The organism is Candidatus Protochlamydia phocaeensis, from assembly GCF_001545115.1.
In the GTDB taxonomy this organism is placed as follows: Bacteria; Chlamydiota; Chlamydiia; order Chlamydiales; family Parachlamydiaceae; genus Protochlamydia_A; species Protochlamydia_A phocaeensis.
In genome coordinates this window covers 58465-76315 of the sequence record NZ_FCNU01000023.1, presented here as the reverse complement: position 1 = coordinate 76315, position 17851 = coordinate 58465, and the positions used below count along the sequence as shown (strand labels likewise).

The window sequence follows — 17851 nt, the reverse complement described above, 5'->3', positions numbered from 1 at the left end:
CCTATTTTCCCTGCGGCGAAGAAGGCGTTTTTGAATCTGAAGCAGCGTTCCAAGGCCCGATCACCTGAACTGTTGTCCCCGGACGGATTTTATTAATGCCATCCACCACGATGCGATCGCCTGCTTTTAATCCATTTGTGATGATTTGATAATCTTGATACCATTCTCCAACAGTCACATCTTGAGCAATGACTTTTTGATCTTGATCAATGAGATAGACGAACATCCCGCCTTTTTTTTGCAATAAAGCCCGCTTAGGAACAAAAATGGCATTGGGCCTCTCCGCTCCATAAACCTTGACTCGCAAAAATTGGCCCGGACGCAAATAATCCTCCGGATAAAAGCCGCCCTTGGGATTGGGAAAAACGGCTCTTACTAGCATGGTCCCTGTACTTTGGTCATAAGTGGGCGAGCTAAAGTCGACTCGGCCGTTATAGGGAAAAATGTTGCCATCGCCCAAAATAATTTCTACCTTATATTGATCATCTTTAGGCAGAATCAGCTTTTTATTTGCTTGCTGCTGTGTCACGGTTAGAATGTCATTGTCCGAGATGGTAAAATACACCCACATTGGATCCAATACAGAAACCGTTGTCAGCAAATTATCGGGACCCGGAGAAATTAAAGCGCCTTCTCTAAATTTGGCTTTATCTGCCATGCCCGTGACGGGCGAACGGATCGTCGTATAATCCAACTGAATTTTGCTGTCCAATAATTGCGCCTTAGATGCCTGCAGGGAAGCTTCGGCAGACAGTTGATTGGCAATGGCATTGTCTAAATCTTTTTTACTAGTCGCTTTTTGTTCATAAAGAGGCGTCAAGCGGTTGACGGTGAGCTTGGCATTTTCTAAGATGGCTTCTTGCTTGGAGACATCGGCTTTCGCTTGCGCCACTTTCGCTTCATACTGTCTAGGATCTAATTGAAATAAAAGCTGCCCTTCATTGACGATCTGCCCTTCTTCATAAGCAATCGTATCTAGATAGCCTTCTACCCGGGCTCGAATTTCTACGGCATGGCTGCTTTCCGCAAAGCCGATAAAATCAAAAACGGCAGGAATCGTTTTAGGCTCAACCACGTAGTCTGTTACATCGACTTTCGGGGGTGGAGGCTTAATATCCGTCTTGGAACAAGCGGCTAACACAATCAACAGAAGAGAAAGATAGAGAGATCGAAACATAAAGATAATAATTTTTTTTAAGTGGTTATATCGAACTTATTCGCAAACCTCAAGTAAAAATGTGAAATGGGAAGAGATAGGGCAGACATGAGAAAAGAAATGAGTCAGAGCTTGATCGGATGCCGATAGATGAAAATTAAAAATCATTTGCAAAGATAAGCGGCTATTTCGATAAGAGAAAAGAAAAGATTCAATAGAACTATAAACTTAATGAGAGATGACAATGATGCCGGACTTGGCTGTTAAATGGAACTTATCTAATTTCTGGCCTACTAAAGGCTTTATCGGCGTTTTTATTAGCCTTGTGGCCACTTTTGTCCTTATCCCGCTATTCAACGAGGGATTCTATGCCCATCTTTTATTGCAATTTTGCTTTACCGCTTTAATTTTATCTATTCTCTATACCTTAAGCCAGCAAAAAAAAGTGTTGGCGGCAGGGGCTTTTTTAATTGTTTTTTCCTTGATTTTTGACGGATTAGGGTTGATGCGGTCCTCTTCAACTTTTGTAATAATCGCTTATTGCGGCTATTGCCTGTATTTAGGCATGGCGATTTTCTTTTTATCAATCAGGGTTATAGCCGCTTCGCTTATTAGCACGAACCTGATGTTTGCTGCTTTTACTATTTATTGGTTAGCGGGGATCCTTTGGTCCAGGCTTTATTTTTTAATTAATATCGCTATTCCGCATAGTTTTCATGGCATAAGTGAAATAAAACCTGAAAATATGTTTGAGAATGGCTATGGCGTACAATTTGATTTGCTATATTTTAGTTTGACAACGCTGACTTGCCTAGGAGTAGGGGATATTGTTCCCATCCATCGCTTTGCTAAGTCAATGATGATTTTAGAAGCCGTCTTTGGTCAGCTTTTTGTCGCGACTTTTATAGCCAAAGTCGTTAGCGTCTGGCATCGGCGCTCTTAGAGGGTGTATTAAAACCATGATCAGGATGCTTTGCTGTCAATTTTTGCTATAAATACGGAAAAATTTTTCGCAATATTATTAAATATGGCTACAAAATTTTTACACATTTATAACAAAAATTCACACACAAACCATCCGATCGAGGTTTTAAGAAACCCTCTTAGCTAAGGAACGGACATGATATTAACTTTATTGGGCGCCTTAACGATTGGATTAAGTTTGGGCTTGCTAGGATCAGGCGGATCCATTTTAACTGTTCCCGTGCTAGTTTTCCTTTTGCATCGTCCCGACAAGCTTGCCATTGCTGAGTCATTAGCCATCGTTGGAACCATTGCCTTGGCCGGATCAATTCCCTATGGAATCAAGCGAATGATTGATTGGAAAAGCGTTGTTTTCTTTGGGCTAACGGGAATGATCGGAGCCTATCTTGGCGCTTGTGTCTCAATTTATTTTAGCGGCAAAACCCAGCTTGTGATTTTTGCTATCACCATGCTTATCGCAGCCTGGAAAATGCTGGCAAAGCCAAGTGAAGAGAAATTAATCAGGACGATTCCCATCAGCTTCACCATGCTAGTCGGTTTTCTGGTTGGATGTTTGACGGGATTTATCGGAATTGGCGGCGGATTTCTCATTGTGCCCGCCCTTGTCCTTCTCTTGCATCTATCCATTCACTTGGCCATTGGAACAAGTTTGATGATTATTGCCATCAATGCCTTTACAGGCTTTGTCAAGCAGTTCGTAATGATAGAAAAGATGGGGCTGCATGTCGATTCATCGGTCATCATTTTAGTCTCCTTACTTGGCATTATTGGCAGTTGGATCGGCAGTCTGATTGCTGGGAGCGTACCTAAAGACTACTTGAGAAAAGGATTTGGAATCAGCCTTATCATTTTAGGGATTTTTATTCTGTTCAATAAACTCTAAGTGGAAAGTAAGCAATGGCCCCTTTATTTCTAATCTTCTAGCGAGGCATAATGATGAAATTATTTAAATGGTTATCCCCCCTTTCGTTTATGTCTTTTACGTATTTTGCTTATTCGGAGCCTACTGTTGTCCAATTGACGCCTCCTTCTATCTCTCGGCAAACAGTTTCCCAAGAGCTTGTTTGCACCCGCCCCATGCGTGAAGGATGCTTTAATATTTCCCTTCAGAAGCATCGGCAAAAGGAAAAAGAAAAGTTGATTGTAAATTGCTATGGCATGGGAGGGTCGGGATGGACAACCCTTTTTGGATCTGTCAATAAGGCTATTGAATTGTTCGAGGGAACAATACCGGATAAAGAGCGGCCTATCCGAGTAATCGGTTCCGGATGCATGGGATTAACTGCGGCTATTGAGCTTTCGCGTTTAGATTATCGTGTGGATGGGATAACAACAAAGGAAGCTTATGACATTCCTTCTTGGCGGGCAGCCGGCTACTTTGCTTTAGTGTCTGTGAAGACATCTCCTCAGGAACAAGCCAATTTAAATGAAATAGGCATGAAGACTTTTTTGACTTATCGAAAAATAGAACAAGGACAGCATGCCTATATTGGCCCTGAGGCAGTCCGTTTGATGCCTGTTTTCTGTAGCGAAGAGACTGAATCGGGAGTGGAAGATTTGGAAGCGCGCGGATTGATTCCCCAAAAAGAATTGGTCACCCTTGATTTTGGCAATGGAGTCATGCATCCCGGCTATATCAAATATATGACTTATTTTATGAATACAACGACTTTAATGCGCCAACTAAAGGCTGAAGTGGAAAAGCTGGGTATTCCCATTAAAATTGAAACGGTAACCTCCTATGATGACATAGACGAAAGCGTGATTTTTAATTGCGCCGGCTTGGGAGGAAGGGAACTGAACCAAGATGCCCATATGGTTCCTGTGCGAGGTCATCTAGCAGTCTTAAGCCCTGCAGCGGGAACGGAGCATATGGATTACATGATCTACACTAAGGTTGAGCAAGAAGGAAAAGAAGAATATATTTATCTTTTTCCCAAAAATTGTTCTGTCACACCTGATCAAATAGCAGGCATCAATTGCGCTGGCGTACTAGGCGGAACTTTTATTCCTCATGCCGACCAATTGTCCGAAGAAGAGCAAAAAGAGCTCGACCGCAAAGAATTTAAGAAGCTACTCGATCGCAATTCCCTGTTTTTCTTAGGCCATCCCTTTTTGGAATAAATGCTTTCTTCATGGCGGAAAATCGGGCGACCGGTTTTTCGCTCGATCCTGCTTGGTTAGTTTGCTTTGACCAAATGCATAAAAGCTAACTGGCTTTAAGAAGCCTTCTAAGAGACTCTTAATGCCATCATAACCGATTTAATGGACCCTTTTAGAAGGCTTGCGCGTAGGCGGCCGCTTGGCTTGCACTCTAACCCGGTCTTTCGTGAGATGCGTCAAAGCTGGAGTGGAAGGCTGTGGAAGCCCTTTTAATATCTCTCTTGATTTCACCTCTATTTCTTGTATTTCCTGGCAATCCGGTGGGGGATTGGCATTTGCTTGTATATTCGAGCAAGAACGCGTTTGTGCCTGTATATTTGAGCGGTAAACAGAAAATAAAAGGGCTGCTAAAGCGCTGATGGCTAACACAGCTGCAGCGAATATCTCTTTGCTATAAGTTTGAACTGTTTTTTTTAGGGGCTCAACTGTATTGGAAATAAATGAATCGAATCTAATATTCATTGTTACTTTCTTTGTTTGTTAATTTTAATTATATTAATTATTTATAGTTAACATTTGATTAAATAATAGTCAACTTTATGTTAATTAATATCAGTCATTCTGATTTTAGAAGCTGCTATCAGATGCATGCGATAATCTATATTTGAGATTATTTTCTTCCTAAGAAGTAATAGGAGAAAGTGGGCTATATTGAGTAAATATTGGCTCGTTCTCCTATCGCTTCTTAGGGGAAAAGAAGGCGAATTTAGGTCATTAGCGATTTTAATACTCTCTAAGGGGCAGTAGATACGCGAATGCCTCTTTTATCGAGTTCTTGGATCAATTGATCCGGGTTTTTGAATTCAATGCCATCTATTCCCAGCTTTTTTGCAGCTTGAATATTTTCAGCCTTATTATCAATCAGCAGCACTTGGTTGGCGGATAATTGAAGCGTATCTAATAAGATTTGAAACACTTTTGGATTCGGTTTAGCTATTCCAATATCGCTAGATAAGAGGACGGGGTGGAAAAGGTTATATAAATCGATTTGATCTTTTAAGCGAGCGCGGCTTGTCCCGCCATTGGATAAAAGGGCTGTTTGGAATCCGTTCTTTTGCAAATTTTTAACTAAATTGACCATTCCGGGAATTTCAACAATGGCCTTTAAGCGGGCTTGATCGAGCTGTTGAAGCCAATTAGCAGGGAGTTTCCTGCCTATCGATTGAGCATAAACTTGCCAGAAATCTTCTTCATTGCTGCCTTTCTTAAGGCAATGTTTAAGATTTTGGAGGGCTTCTTGTGCATGATCTGGGGAAATGGACAGAGAAGTAGCTACAAATTGGACGATCTGCCCCTTATCTTTCTTCGCAATCACTCCGCTAAAGTCAAAAACGATGGCCTTGACGCTTGTGGCCTGTGGCTGGGCGTGAAGAGAGGGTAAGCCAACTAAAACAAGCAAGAGGGTAAGCACTTTAAATAAATATTTACTTGCCATGGCAATTTCTCGCTTTAAGGGTTTTTTATTTGGGCGGATGCAGCAGGGGAAGTCGCTTCTTGATTGTCTTGAGAGATAATAATGCCTCTTTGTCTGAATTCGCGAATTAATTGATCGGCATTTTGAAACAAAATGGCATCTATTCCCATTGATTTGGCCGCTTCAATATTTTGAGGTTTGTTATCAATGAATAGGACTCTTTCCGGCGGCGCTCCTAAGGTATCCAGTAAAATTTGATAAGCTTTGGCATTAGGCTTATCTACCCCTATTTCATAGGATAAAAGGACAGGATCAAAGAGAGAGTAGTAGCCTAATTGGCGTTTTAGCTTAGCTTGGCTCATCCGTACATTGGAAAGAAGCGCTGTTTGATAGCCTTGCTTTTGAAGAGTCTTAACAACATTCACCATTCCCGGAATCTCTTTAATCGCTCTTAAGCGGACTTGGTCCAGTTTTTCTATCCACTGATCTGGTAAGCTTTTTCCCTTTGATTGTGCATACATTTTCCAAAAATCCTGTTCGCTACCCCCTTGCGTTAGATATTGCTTGAGCTCTGTTTGCGATTTTAGACCCTCTTCAGGGGAAATATCAAAAGTTTTTGCTATATAATTGCCAATTTCTTGCTTGTCTCCTTTGGCAATCACTCCGCCAAAATCAAAGACAATGATTTTAACTGGGGGAGTTTGAGCGGAAACTAGACTAGGCAGACAGGTTAAGCAAAAAAGAGGGAATAGAAATGAAAGAAATTTAAGCATATGCACTCCATTAATTGATTATTATTATATAATAATTTGTGAAATCGAAAACAAGACTCTCTTGCTAAAATTTACAATTTTAGCAAATTAATCATTTTAAGATTGCATCTATATAAAATAAAAGAAGTGCTGATAGACTGTCTACAATCGATAGATATTTAAATCAAAAAAGCCGCTAGCCCAAAACCTATTAAAATGGTGCCGGAGACTCGATTGATCCATTTAGAGACAGAGGAATTGAGCTTTTTTCTTAGCAGAGCTGTTGTACTGCTCAAGAGCAGCCACCAAATGGCAGATCCGATAAATACGCCTATTGTAAGTGTAAAGGCTGTATCTAGGCCGCTTTCATTTAAGCCTACCCCTAGCCCAGCATACACTCCGGCAAAGCAGAGGATTGTCAAAGGATTGGTGAGGGTAAGGAAAAAAGTCGTTAAAAAAACACGCCTTAAGCTGCTTTTCTTGAACCCATGCTGCTCTTTAATGCGATTGATCCGCAAGGTATTCCAGCCCAAATAGCATAAGAAAACTCCTCCGCTTAGCTGAAACCAGAATTGGTAATCCATAATTAAAGGCGTTAACGTTGCTATTCCAAATCCTGCAAGGGCGCCATATAAAGCATCGGCTAGGGCAGCGCCCATTCCCGTTGCAAAGCCATAACGCATTCCCCAGGAAAGAGAGTTGCGGATGCATAGCATGCCAATTGGCCCCACTGGCATAGCTATCAAAAAACCAATCAAGGTTCCTTCGGCTAGTAAATTAAATAGCATAGGTCCCTCTTTCAAAAACCAGCTTTAGAGATTTCTAGAGCGATTTCTCATCTTCCTGTTAATAAAATGAAAAGCTATAGCCTAGGGACACGCCCTAACAGGAGATGTCTATCTTAACTTTTACCTATAAATTTATTTTCATTAATCAGACTTATCCTTTGGACAATGTCTAATTAAGCAATCTGCGAGTCAAAGAATGCCGGAAAATCTTTTGAGCGGCCTATTCCATTCGCAAGATAGCCTAAGTTTAACGGAAGTAATGTTTTAATGAAACCAGCTGTTTAGAGATATCTTCGTTTTCTGAACTAGGAGATAAAAAAGAATTCGCGAAATTCTTGTTAAAATAGATAAGAGGCAAAGCTTCATAAATAACCTTCGAAAGTTTTATTTGTTTTGTAAGGTCTACTTAAGTTGTTTTTTAAAATAATTACATTTATCGCTTTCGTGAAAATTGAATGAGAAAGTATTATTAATGATTTAATTCATTCATATTTAATGAATAATAGCAGAAAAGGACAGTTGATCCAAATCCTGGATAGAGCGATGAAAGTTCATGAGAAAAGTTTTTATTTTGTACGGCATGGCGAGACGGATTTTAATCTTCGCCAGATCTTAACGAGTGAAGAAGATGTCTCTTTAAATGAGAGAGGAATCCAGCAAGCCAAAAGCATTCAATTAATTATTGAGAAGCTGCCTATTAAGACTATTTGCGTGAGTCCTCTTAAGCGGGCTCAAGAGACAAAAGCTATTCTTGCTGAACGACTTGCTTGTCCAACGATTATTATTGAGAATTTAAGAGAGTGCTCGGGAGATGTTTGGATGAGAATGACTGCTGGAGAGGGCATGCTTATCCCAGCTAGCTATTGTTCTGATGTAGAATATTTCTTTCGAAGAACAATTCAAGGCATCAATGAAGCGTTAAGCTATCCAGGGCCTGTTCTAATTGTGGCCCATGGAGGAATTCATTGGGCTTTATGCCACCATTTATCTATTCAGCATGAAAAAAAAATTGGCAATTGTATTCCTGTTCATTTTGATGCAAACCCTTTAGAGGGATGGAAGGCGACATGTCTTTCAGCAAAAAAGTAAAAGATTAATCAGGTATCTGCCAGGAATGTATTTCCTGAATTAGCTCGGCAGGTTTTTGGTTAAAGGTCGCTTGAGTGGTAAAAAGATCGTAAAGTCGTTTTTTGTCTTCTGGGCTTGCTAAATCCATAAAAGCTTTAAAAGGCTTATTTAAAAAAGGATTCAAAATTAGGCTTTCAATCAGTTCCTCATCATCATAATCAATGGCTTGCTGCATAAGTTCTTCAATTCGTGCATGGAAAAGAGGTTGTGCAATGATTTTTTTTGTGAGATAGGGATCTCTTGTCAGAAAGACTTCTCGCAGGACATCCCGAATGATATACGTGCTTACAAAAATTTGATCCGTCTTTGCATAATTAATGAGCTGATGGATGACCTCTTCTTTTAAAAAGGGATCAAGGAGCAGCTGATCGAGCAAATCGCTTTCATTTCGGCGAATAGATTCATAGATCACATGGCCAAATTTTCCTTTAAAAGCAGGCTCATTAGCGAGCAAAAGCCTTAACGTTTGGTCATGAGTGCGAATTTTGGAGAGGGCGATGCGTTTGAAGAAATCATCAGGGATTTGATCAAAGTGGGGATGATGCAAAAGAAGCTGGGCGGTTTCCCAATCATCGGCTGCAACAGCTTCCTCTAGAATTAAACCTACTTGCGGCCCTGATAAATGGCCAAAGACGGGATGATGAATTAATATTTTTAGCATAGGCGTGGAATGGATAGGGAAAGTTTGAGCAAGCGCGGTTGTAAGGCTATCCGTAGAGAGTTGATGATAATGCGGATGATGGACAAGCTGCTGAAAGAGCTTTGGCAGTGATAAGGAAACAGCTTTTTCCAGGAGCCATGCCAGCATAGTCGGCGATAAGTTTATATAGTCGGGATGCTTGTAGATTTGTTCGACTACATATCTTTCGATGTCTTCTTTTCTGCGGGCTCGATCATCTAAAAAAGATTCGAATAAACTTTGCAGTAGAACCTCTTCTAGTTGTGGAGTAAAGCGAATAGAGCGGATGGATAAATGGATAAATTTTTTATCTCGGCGTCTAAAGGCCCATTTAATCAATTCAGGAAAAACACGAGGCGCAATTTCGGTAAAATGAGGATACTTGAATAAATCTTCTAGCCATTCGCGGTCATGCGTGCGGATTGCGCACTTGATCTGGCCTTCTAATTGTTGATCCAGCTTTTGCTTAAAAAGCGGAATATGCAGCAACTGTGCAATTAAGTCTCTTCCTTGAGTAGCTAAGGCTTCTTTTACAATTAAGTCAGCTTGGACAGCTGATATATTTTCAAATTGGGCATGATAGAAGAGGGGCTGGATAGCATTCAAATCATTAAGGACTAATGCAATCAATGTCAAATTGCCAAGAGTGCGGGAAGAAATCCGATCGAATGAAGAATGCCTTAAAAATTGATGGAGGAGGTTTGTTTCATAAAGAACAGGGGAAATCTCATATAAGATTTCATCCAGCCCTTGCGCTGGCAAGCTTGAATAGTCAGGACTTTGCAAAAGCTCTTCAAGCTCGCGCCTATTTTGCGCATGAATCGCTTCTTTTAAAGAAGCGATTAAAGAATTTGCTTCATTCATAAGAATGACATAACTTTTTTTGCTTAGGGGTATATTAAAAACCGCTAAAGACCTTCATCCGAAGCTGTTTTCTCTCTAGCATTCGCATAGTGAGTCATTGTCTAATTGGCAACACGCCTAGTTATGTAGCTTTTTCATTAAATTCTAGCTATAAATAATTTGATAGGCATTAAAGGAGACGCTCGTTAATCCATTTATTGCAAAGCACAATTTTGAGCTGAAGGAAAGAATGCTTTTTCAGAACACTCTTCCTTATCCCCTATCTTCATTTTATCTATCTCTGTTCGCTCTTTCCTTTTAGAATGAAGGGAATCAGTAGCGGGATCCCTTCTCTGCTTTTCCTCTTTATTTTCTTTTTCTCTTATTCCATTCCTTAACGAATTGATCGTGGCTTTCGACAAAGATAATTTCCAATCTATTCCTTTTAAAAAGGCAAGCTCCATGTTATTTATCTCTTTTAAACTATAAGAAGAAGGAGGGAGATAAGAGAGAAAGTGTTTATTAAGAATGTTAAAATCATCTGACATTTTGATAACTATTATCAGAGCCGCAATTTGAAGTGAGGGAATAATAGGAGCCAATGTGTGGCGATTTAGCTCGTTTTGCAAGGGCAGCGAAATGCCTTGCTCTAGAAGATCTATCCCTAGCGCCAAAGAAAGCGGGCCTTCCGGTAGATGAAGATGGACTCCTGCCTGCAAATTCAAATCTTGGTCTTCTGTTAGATAAAGATCTAGACCTTGCATCCTCGTAAAACGGTTAACATAAGTCTCGACTAGCTTTTCATAAATAGCTGGATCATCGTATTGATCGCAAGTAGCCGTTCTCTTATTGGGGGACAAAGAAAATTCATGATCCATCCGTTCTAGATTAGCCCTTTCTTCAAAAATTTTATTTTTAAAAAATGTATAACAATTTTCTTTAGAGGATATGTAATCATTTCCTGTTCTAAAGAAAGGCTTAAGTAGCTGCATTTTCTGCTCAAAGCTAATGGGGGAATCTGGAAGCATGCAAATCCTTTCTGAATCAGTTAAATCGTGGACGCATTTTTCAACCGTTTCATTACCTTGTATGGCAGCATGTAAATGCCTTTGTGATGGTTTAGGGCTTTCTAATTCCCGTTCTTCCTCCTCTAGATAAGTGCTTAAACCAACGCTTAAGAAAGGCGGCAATTTTATTGGGCTGACATTCATATAAGAAATAGTCTCAGGGGTCTGGCCACAACTATACGGTTTGCTCGGACTATCTAAATACGGACTACTTTTTAAACAAAAAGATTTATGGGTTGAAATAACGCCTTCACTGGGTTGGCAACTGCTTTCAAATGGTTTAAATGGCAAAACAATTTCTCTTTCTAAAAGCGTATCGATTGGGGTTCCCCGTCCAATCTCCTCCAAGCATCTTTCTACCCATTCTTGACTTTCTTCCGGATAAAGAAAAGATATAAACGCAGCCTCTTCAGTTAGTAAATTTTTTAAATCGTGCAAAGACGTTATATAAACTTCGGGTTCAGAACTTATCTTAAACTTAATGGGTTCTCTTGTTAAAAAATTATAAAATAACCCGCTTAAAAAAAATTCGGATAAGGCCAATAGATGGGTCTTTGTTGTTGTTCCATCTCTATCCTCATGCTTAAATTCGAAAGAATGCCAAGGATATAAAAAAGTAGTATGAATACAATTAATGTTCATTAAATTTATAGTAAATATTTGTTTAAATTGATGTGATATTATCAAATTAATGTTAATTTTTTATTAAGAAATGGTTTTGTTAATTAATTGTTTTGATTTTTACTGCTATAAATTTATTTATTTTTTTAATTAATTGTTTTTATTGGTTGTGTTTTAATGTGAATAATAAACTGGTTTTTTTTGCTGTTTTTTATTTTTAAATAAAATTCGATCGGATTGATTTAACACCAAACTCGGGTTTTTAGATAATCAATCGAATTGATACTGGTTTCTGAGAGGGGATATTAACGCTAAGATTGGTTCTGGAAAAGAAGAGAGTTAACATCATCTGAAACCGCCTTAAGCTGCGTCACTCGCGTGACTTGTTTAATCTAGCAGGCCTTTTTCTTATGTATGCCATTCAAATTTGAGTTTTAAGAAATTCTTTTAGATTGGCTAACGCATTAGATCTTAACAGCTCTCAATTTAAAATTTTATATTGATAATTGAGCTTGATTTTTTTAATTCAATACTTTAAGAATAAAAAAATATTTTAGATGAGTATCCATCTGAGGGGAAAAGAAACGATCACAACACGCGCTATACAATTGGCCTGGGAATGCTTATAGGCAAGATTAGCAGTTTTTGAGGGTATATCGTCTAGCTAAAGAAACGATTTCATTAAGGCCTTTAGAAAGGTCCTGAATGATTAAATTTTTGTGTTGTCTGACTTTGAATTAAAAAATCCTAACTTTAAGGAGACTCCCTATGCAATTATCCATTAAAAAGAACTTGAGCGCATTTTTGCTTGCATTTGCTGCCGTTGCGACTCCTTCTCTTCAAGCGCAACCGATCGATCCAATCGTTCCTTTTGATCTAAACGAAGTTTTTCCCGATATCGTCGTCAATCCCGACGCGCCTGTAGAATTTCCTGTGAATCCTCAAGCCATTATTGGCGAAACGCTGGTTGAACTGTTTGAACAAGAAGCTATTTATGCACGCGCTGTTGCGAGCGCCATTATCAATGGAGCGCCTACTGCGGCTATTGATGCCCTCAATGCCCGCTTGACACAGAATGCTTTGGACATTTCTAATTTTATCGCTCAATTTTTCCCCAATAATCCTCAACTCTTCACACAATTAGCTATCGATTTAGCTGAGTATGTTGTTTTAGAGGAAGCCTTTACAGTGGCTTTAGTGGCTGGAAATACAGCTCAAGCACAGGCTATTTTAACTCAATGGCAAGCTCAAGGCGATGCGATTGCCGATTTGATCAGCAGCTTGGATCCTTCTGTTTTCTCTGATGCTGTATTACGCTCACTTTTTGATCAACATACTCAAACAGAAGCTTTCCAAATTGCTTTCTCTATTTTAGGAAACTATACAGCATCTATTCAATTATTTGACCAGTCTCGTGCGCAAATGATGCATATCGGGGCTTATATCGCTCGTGGCATTGATAGAGAATTTGTTAATCAAAGCAGCAGCCATCATCATCATTGATAAGATATAGGACAAATTTTCAGATATAGCTATTCCTTAAGCTAAACCGTTGAAGTTTCTAGGCTTTGTCGATCCTGAAAGGGATTTGGCAAAGCCTTTATGTTTTGGAACTTTTATTAACTTGAATTTTGGGGTTCTTTTTACCCTTGGGATTAACGTGGAAAGCTCCCGTCCTTTTTCATCTGCGAGAGCTTTGATGCAATTGAAAGGGAAAAACTCAACATTCAGGTCGTTAACCGACGGTCGATTTGAAAAGATTTAGTTTTGAGGAAGGGGATCATTTGCGCTATGATGATAAGGTGAACATAACCATTCATCTTCTTTTTCATGGAATGCCTTATTTTTTTAACTCCTCCTTCTGATTTTAAGCCTCGCGTAGAGGTCGCTAGTTGCTATTGCACTTATCAAGACAACATTCTTCTATTGCGGCGCCATCCCGCTAAATCCCAGGGGCATACATGGGGAGTGCCTGCCGGAAAGCTTGAGCAGGGAGAAGATTCTGTTTCCGCGATTATTAGAGAGGCTTTTGAGGAAATAGGAGTGGTATTGAGAAAAGAGGGCTTGGAAGAAATTATCACGCTTTATATCCGGCAGCAAATCGATTTTGTGTACCATATGTTCCATTATTCCTTCTCGCAGCAGCCGTCTATTGTCTTAGAGCTACGCGAGCATGATGAGTTCAAATGGGTCACAGTAGAAGAGGCTTTAAAGATGCCCTTAATGGCAGGGGAAAAGGATACCTTAGCCTTTTATCAAAAATTTTTAAAAGACAAGCCTTCCTAAGAAGGCCTTAATGATTTTCTCGTGAATGGAAGAGCGTAGCCCTAATTTGGCTTATTTCCAACTTTGAGCTAGAAGCAAGATAGGGCATGCCAGTTGAGAAGATAATCCATTTTTTCTCTTGCCTTATGAATCCGACGAAAAGGAAGAAGACTGAGTGGTGAGAGGTTTAAGGCTCGCCCCTTCCTTAAGATTCTTACTTGCCGGGTGTTTTTCTAAGTAAGCTTTAATGGCTTCAATGCGATGCTCGGGATAAGGATGGGTCAGTAACATTTCAGGCGTATGTCCACCTGGGACAGCTTTTTCCAAAATTTCCATGACTTGTATCATGGCTTCCGGATTATATCCCGCTTCTGTCATGAGCTGAAGTCCCCATTGATCGGCTTCCAATTCATCTTTTCGGCCATAACGCAATTGCGTCATTTGATTGACTACATTAGCGATCATGGCTGCTTGATATCCTCGCCCAGGATGCTGGCTATCACTTGCCCCTACACCCGTTGCCATCACAAGAATTTGCCCTAGCTGCCCTTTAGCCATTTGCTGGGCCGCATGCCTTTCTATGACATGGCCCATTTCATGGGAGAGAACCCCGGCCAATTGTCCCTCCGTCTGCAAGCGGTTGAAAAGTCCAAGCGTAATAAACACTTGTCCTCCAGGCAAAGCAAAAGCATTAATTGTTTTAGGATCGGCTAATAAGTGAAATTGGAATCTCCAGGGTCCTTTATGGGCAATGCTTTTGCCTAAAATTTCCTGGCCGATCTTTCGAACCTCTTGGGTGCGCGGGTCGCTGGCGGGAATTTCTCCTCCCATTTGGGCGGCCATTTCGGGGGCGGATTGCAAGCCCAATTTGATTTCCTGCTCGGGAGTCAAAGAAATATGCTGCTTTTCTCCAGTAATCGGATTTTGTTCCGTTTGGGTCATATACATTAAAAAGCCCACCGCAGCGATGATCAAGGCTAGGAAAATCCCTCCGCCGCCTCTTCTTCTTGGCTCGTTACCAGAGTCGTCAAATAGCCCCATGAAAGCCTCCTTCCGTCTTATTTGAAATTGGATATATCAAACCAGGCAAATTTCGGATAGATCTTCTTCAACAAATCTCTATTTGTTTAATATGGAAGACGAAAATTGCCAGAAAAGAGAAAAGGATAGGGGATTGTGAAGCGAAAGATATTCCCTACAAGGCATCCTGCAATTGCTAACGACCGAGATCCGAGTTTTCTCCTAGGAAGCCATAGGAAATAGCGGGCAATATCCATCCAATATTGTGATCTCCCTATTGCCTTATAGGGAGAAAATCACCTCAAGCAGAAGTAACTATGGGTTTTAAAACGGCAAGCAAAAAGGGGATTTTCATTGGCAAGATTGATCTGAAAGAAAGGAAAGGTTATAAATAAAATAATTGAACAAGTGAAAGAATTACTCTAACAATAGAAGGAGGGTACGATGAAAGGTTACTTTTTTCTTATAGCCTGTTTACTGAGCTCATCATCATTAATGGCCGATCCTTATGGATATGAAGGTTATTCTCAAAGGCCTGCCTATCGATCCGGCTCGTCTTGTCCTTGTGGATGCGGGTGTGTGGCTCCTTGCCATTGCGGTTGCGGCCAAGGCAAGCCTTGTGATTGTCCCGTTCCCACTCGTTCTCATTAAAAATCCTGAGGGCCTTGCTCGATAGGCAAGGCCTATCCATCCTTCCGCTTGACTTATCAAAGTAAAAATTAAAATTTATAGCCTGCATTATGAGTTGTTTCTTGCAGATATCTCATCATTTTGCTATCCGTTAATTCTTTTATATAAAAAAAACTAGAGTCGAAAAGACTCTTGCCATTAACCGCATTTACGAGAGAAATACTATGCGCTATGCGAGATATCTTTGGATTTTTTTATTGGGGTTGAATGGGACCGCACTCCAGGCAGATGAGCCCGATTATGGTTATGACAATGTATATGGGGAATTAAACCAAGGCAATTCTTCCTATTGTTGCGAAAATAGTTGTGAAAAAATCAATGAATGCGATCCCTGTGCAAGCGAAACGTCTGTAGTAGACCAACAGCTAGAACGAGATTTTGATCTTTATAGACAGGTCCATCCTGAAATTTATAATGAAAATGAATGGTGTGAAGCAGATCCCGAGACAGATTGCGAGTTTGCCCGTTCTCATCATTTATGGGGGATATGGTTTCCGGAAGGACCTCCTTTATTCCGTCCGCTCCTTGCCGATCCTAGGCAGGCGACTTATTCTGTTGGCTGGCGTTTCAATGACCGTGTAATCGAGAAGAATGTCATTGATGTCTCTTTTTGGGATACATTTCCCATCTTCCGATGGGTGGATGTGTGGTGCTGGCACGGGGATCTTCAATTAGATCTTGAAGGCGGCGTATGGGCTATCTTTGATCCGCTTCATGATTCATCCCCCCTTGTTGATGCAGACTATTATGTCGGTTTTCCATTGACATATGCCTTTGAAAATTGGGCTTTCCGTTTAAGGGGTTATCATATTTCTACGCATATTGGAGATGAGTTTTTATTAAACCATCCCCACTTTGACCGCCGCAATCCAAGTATTGAAGCGTTTGATTTTTTTGTATCCAATCAATTCACCAGAGAAATTCGCCTCTATGGAGGAATCGGTTGGGTTGCCTGCCAGGACGATTCTTTTAGAGTCGGGGAAATTTATCTTCAGGCTGGATTGGAACTGCGCCTGCCTCAGCTAGGCTATCGCGACTATTGCAACCGCCTCTATGGCGAACCTTTTTTTGGCATGAATTTTTACTATCAGTCGCATTTCAAACGGCATATCAACAATACCTATGTATTGGGCTATGAATGGGGAAAGGTATCGGGAAACCGGCATAAATTCCGACTCTTTATTGAGTACCATGATGGCTACTCTTTAGATGGTCAATTTTGCAAGCATCCTACCCATTATTTTAGTGTAAGAGGCTCTTACGGATATTAATGATATGAACCCAGACGAGCCAGGCCCTTTTGATAAAGATACATTGGAGAGCAAAAGCTCTCCTTCCCAACCCTCTTCTCCGCCGCCTTTATCGGAGAAGGATTTTATTCAGGAAAGCCCGTCTCCGGCAGCGGGTTTTCCGATTTGGCTATGGATTTTCTTAGCCACTGCTGTGATTGCAATTATTTGGGGGATGACGGGATGGTATCAAGGAGTTGTTCAAAAGGAAAAAAAGGTAGAGCCTTTTCTTGACGTCAGCAATCGGGATTTCTCTGTCTTTTTATGGCAATTCCCTTCTTTTTTGCGTTCCAATGTTTCTAATAAAACAGGTTATTTGCCAGGGTTTTTATCAACAAAGGAGACGTTGAACTTGAGTTCTACGGAAGACCTTGTCTCGGCTCCTCCGGATCTTCTTTTTCTCTATCATACCTGGAAGCGTTTATTGGTCCCTAATTTCATTCCGCGCTCGATTGCTCCTGGGGAATTTGAGGAGTTTTTACAGCAAGTGGAGGAATGGCAGCCTAAAAACTGGAAAAAAGCTCCGGAAGCCTATGTTCAGCTCATTCAAAAAGAGGAATATAAAAACCTAAAAGACTTGCAGACATTGCCGGATTCCACTTTGCCTCTTATCGTCCGCCAAGCTTTTCAAGGGTGGAAAAATTATTATAAAGAAGGCTCTCTTATCAATGAAATCAGTCCAACCATTAGCCAAATCCTAAGCTTTTTAAAAAAATATCCTAACTATAGGCGCAATTATTGGCGCAATATTGAAAAAATTGCCAATCAAGACGTAGCAGGGCTTGACTATTTATCTATTTTGCTAACCAAGTCCTCTAATTTGGATGAAAAAGTGCCGGTCGATCAAGTGGCTCCATTTCTGAAAGTTGCGCTTTTCAATGCCGAACAAGCAGAAAAGGAGCAGGCAGAACGTTAAATCCTGTAAAAAATGATTAGCGGTTTTAATGCATCCCTTAGAGGGGAAAATCGTCGCGAAAAAGCTTAACTGGCTT

17 protein-coding genes are annotated in these 17851 nt (G+C 40.4%); 9 read left to right on the top strand and 8 right to left on the bottom strand.

The annotated features are described in order from the left end of the window. Window position 1: 1 nt before the first annotated feature. A complete protein-coding gene (locus BN3769_RS09035) occupies window positions 2-1177 on the bottom strand; it encodes an efflux RND transporter periplasmic adaptor subunit (protein ID WP_068469760.1) in 1176 nt (391 codons plus the stop codon). Window positions 1178-1400: 223 nt separating this feature from the next. On the opposite strand from BN3769_RS09035, the gene BN3769_RS09030 reads away from it, so the two are divergent. The 3 genes from BN3769_RS09030 (at window position 1401) to BN3769_RS09020 (ending at window position 4264) form a co-directional block, all read left to right on the top strand. Next, a complete protein-coding gene (locus BN3769_RS09030) occupies window positions 1401-2099 on the top strand; it encodes a two pore domain potassium channel family protein (RefSeq protein WP_195155567.1) in 699 nt (232 codons plus the stop codon). A 177-nt stretch (window positions 2100-2276) separates the two neighbouring features. Further along, window positions 2277-3023: a sulfite exporter TauE/SafE family protein gene (locus BN3769_RS09025; protein WP_068469757.1), complete on the top strand. Its 747-nt coding sequence runs from the start codon at window positions 2277-2279 to the stop codon at window positions 3021-3023. 50 nt (window positions 3024-3073) lie between these two features. Then, a complete protein-coding gene (locus BN3769_RS09020) occupies window positions 3074-4264 on the top strand; it encodes an FAD-dependent oxidoreductase (protein ID WP_079989495.1) in 1191 nt (396 codons plus the stop codon). A 138-nt stretch (window positions 4265-4402) separates the two neighbouring features. Here BN3769_RS09020 and BN3769_RS09015 read toward each other — a convergent pair whose 3' ends face one another. The 4 genes from BN3769_RS09015 to BN3769_RS09000 form a co-directional block, all read right to left on the bottom strand. After that, a complete protein-coding gene (locus BN3769_RS09015) occupies window positions 4403-4765 on the bottom strand; it encodes a hypothetical protein (RefSeq protein ID WP_068469752.1) in 363 nt (120 codons plus the stop codon). Between the two features lie 271 nt (window positions 4766-5036). Next, a complete protein-coding gene (locus BN3769_RS09010; RefSeq protein ID WP_068469750.1) occupies window positions 5037-5738 on the bottom strand; it encodes an HAD family hydrolase in 702 nt (233 codons plus the stop codon). Between the two features lie 14 nt (window positions 5739-5752). Then, the gene (locus BN3769_RS09005) at window positions 5753-6490 is read right to left on the bottom strand and encodes an HAD family hydrolase (RefSeq protein ID WP_068469748.1); all 738 of its coding nucleotides are present in this window, start codon (window positions 6488-6490) and stop codon (window positions 5753-5755) included. Window positions 6491-6648: 158 nt separating this feature from the next. Beyond that, window positions 6649-7257 (bottom strand): LysE family translocator, encoded by a 609-nt coding sequence (locus BN3769_RS09000; RefSeq protein WP_068469745.1) that lies wholly within the window; start codon window positions 7255-7257, stop codon window positions 6649-6651. A gap of 543 nt (window positions 7258-7800) precedes the next feature. On the opposite strand from BN3769_RS09000, the gene BN3769_RS08995 reads away from it, so the two are divergent. Then, entirely contained in the window at window positions 7801-8346 is a 546-nt protein-coding gene (locus BN3769_RS08995) for a histidine phosphatase family protein (RefSeq protein ID WP_068469744.1), read from the top strand. Between the two features lie 4 nt (window positions 8347-8350). On the opposite strand, the gene BN3769_RS08990 is transcribed toward BN3769_RS08995, so the two are convergent. Then, window positions 8351-9928: a hypothetical protein gene (locus tag BN3769_RS08990; RefSeq protein WP_068469742.1), complete on the bottom strand. Its 1578-nt coding sequence runs from the start codon at window positions 9926-9928 to the stop codon at window positions 8351-8353. A 194-nt stretch (window positions 9929-10122) separates the two neighbouring features. After that, window positions 10123-11616: a cyclin family protein gene (locus BN3769_RS08985; protein WP_068469740.1), complete on the bottom strand. Its 1494-nt coding sequence runs from the start codon at window positions 11614-11616 to the stop codon at window positions 10123-10125. 747 nt (window positions 11617-12363) lie between these two features. Here BN3769_RS08985 and BN3769_RS08980 point away from each other — a divergent pair. Further along, the gene (locus BN3769_RS08980) at window positions 12364-13098 is read left to right on the top strand and encodes a hypothetical protein (RefSeq protein WP_068469738.1); all 735 of its coding nucleotides are present in this window, start codon (window positions 12364-12366) and stop codon (window positions 13096-13098) included. 327 nt (window positions 13099-13425) lie between these two features. Further along, entirely contained in the window at window positions 13426-13881 is a 456-nt protein-coding gene (locus tag BN3769_RS08975; RefSeq protein ID WP_068469736.1) for an NUDIX hydrolase, read from the top strand. Between the two features lie 123 nt (window positions 13882-14004). Here the strand turns inward: BN3769_RS08975 and BN3769_RS08970 are convergent, their stop codons facing one another. Continuing rightward, entirely contained in the window at window positions 14005-14901 is an 897-nt protein-coding gene (locus tag BN3769_RS08970; protein WP_068469734.1) for a M48 family metallopeptidase, read from the bottom strand. 423 nt (window positions 14902-15324) lie between these two features. Here BN3769_RS08970 and BN3769_RS14755 point away from each other — a divergent pair, with 423 nt between their 5' ends. The 3 genes from BN3769_RS14755 (at window position 15325) to BN3769_RS08960 (ending at window position 17775) form a co-directional block, all read left to right on the top strand. Further along, window positions 15325-15531: a hypothetical protein gene (locus BN3769_RS14755; RefSeq protein WP_154017870.1), complete on the top strand. Its 207-nt coding sequence runs from the start codon at window positions 15325-15327 to the stop codon at window positions 15529-15531. Between the two features lie 203 nt (window positions 15532-15734). Further along, a complete protein-coding gene (locus BN3769_RS08965) occupies window positions 15735-16841 on the top strand; it encodes a DUF1207 domain-containing protein (RefSeq protein WP_079989493.1) in 1107 nt (368 codons plus the stop codon). A 4-nt stretch (window positions 16842-16845) separates the two neighbouring features. Next, window positions 16846-17775: a hypothetical protein gene (locus BN3769_RS08960; RefSeq protein ID WP_068469733.1), complete on the top strand. Its 930-nt coding sequence runs from the start codon at window positions 16846-16848 to the stop codon at window positions 17773-17775. Window positions 17776-17851: the final 76 nt, after the last annotated feature.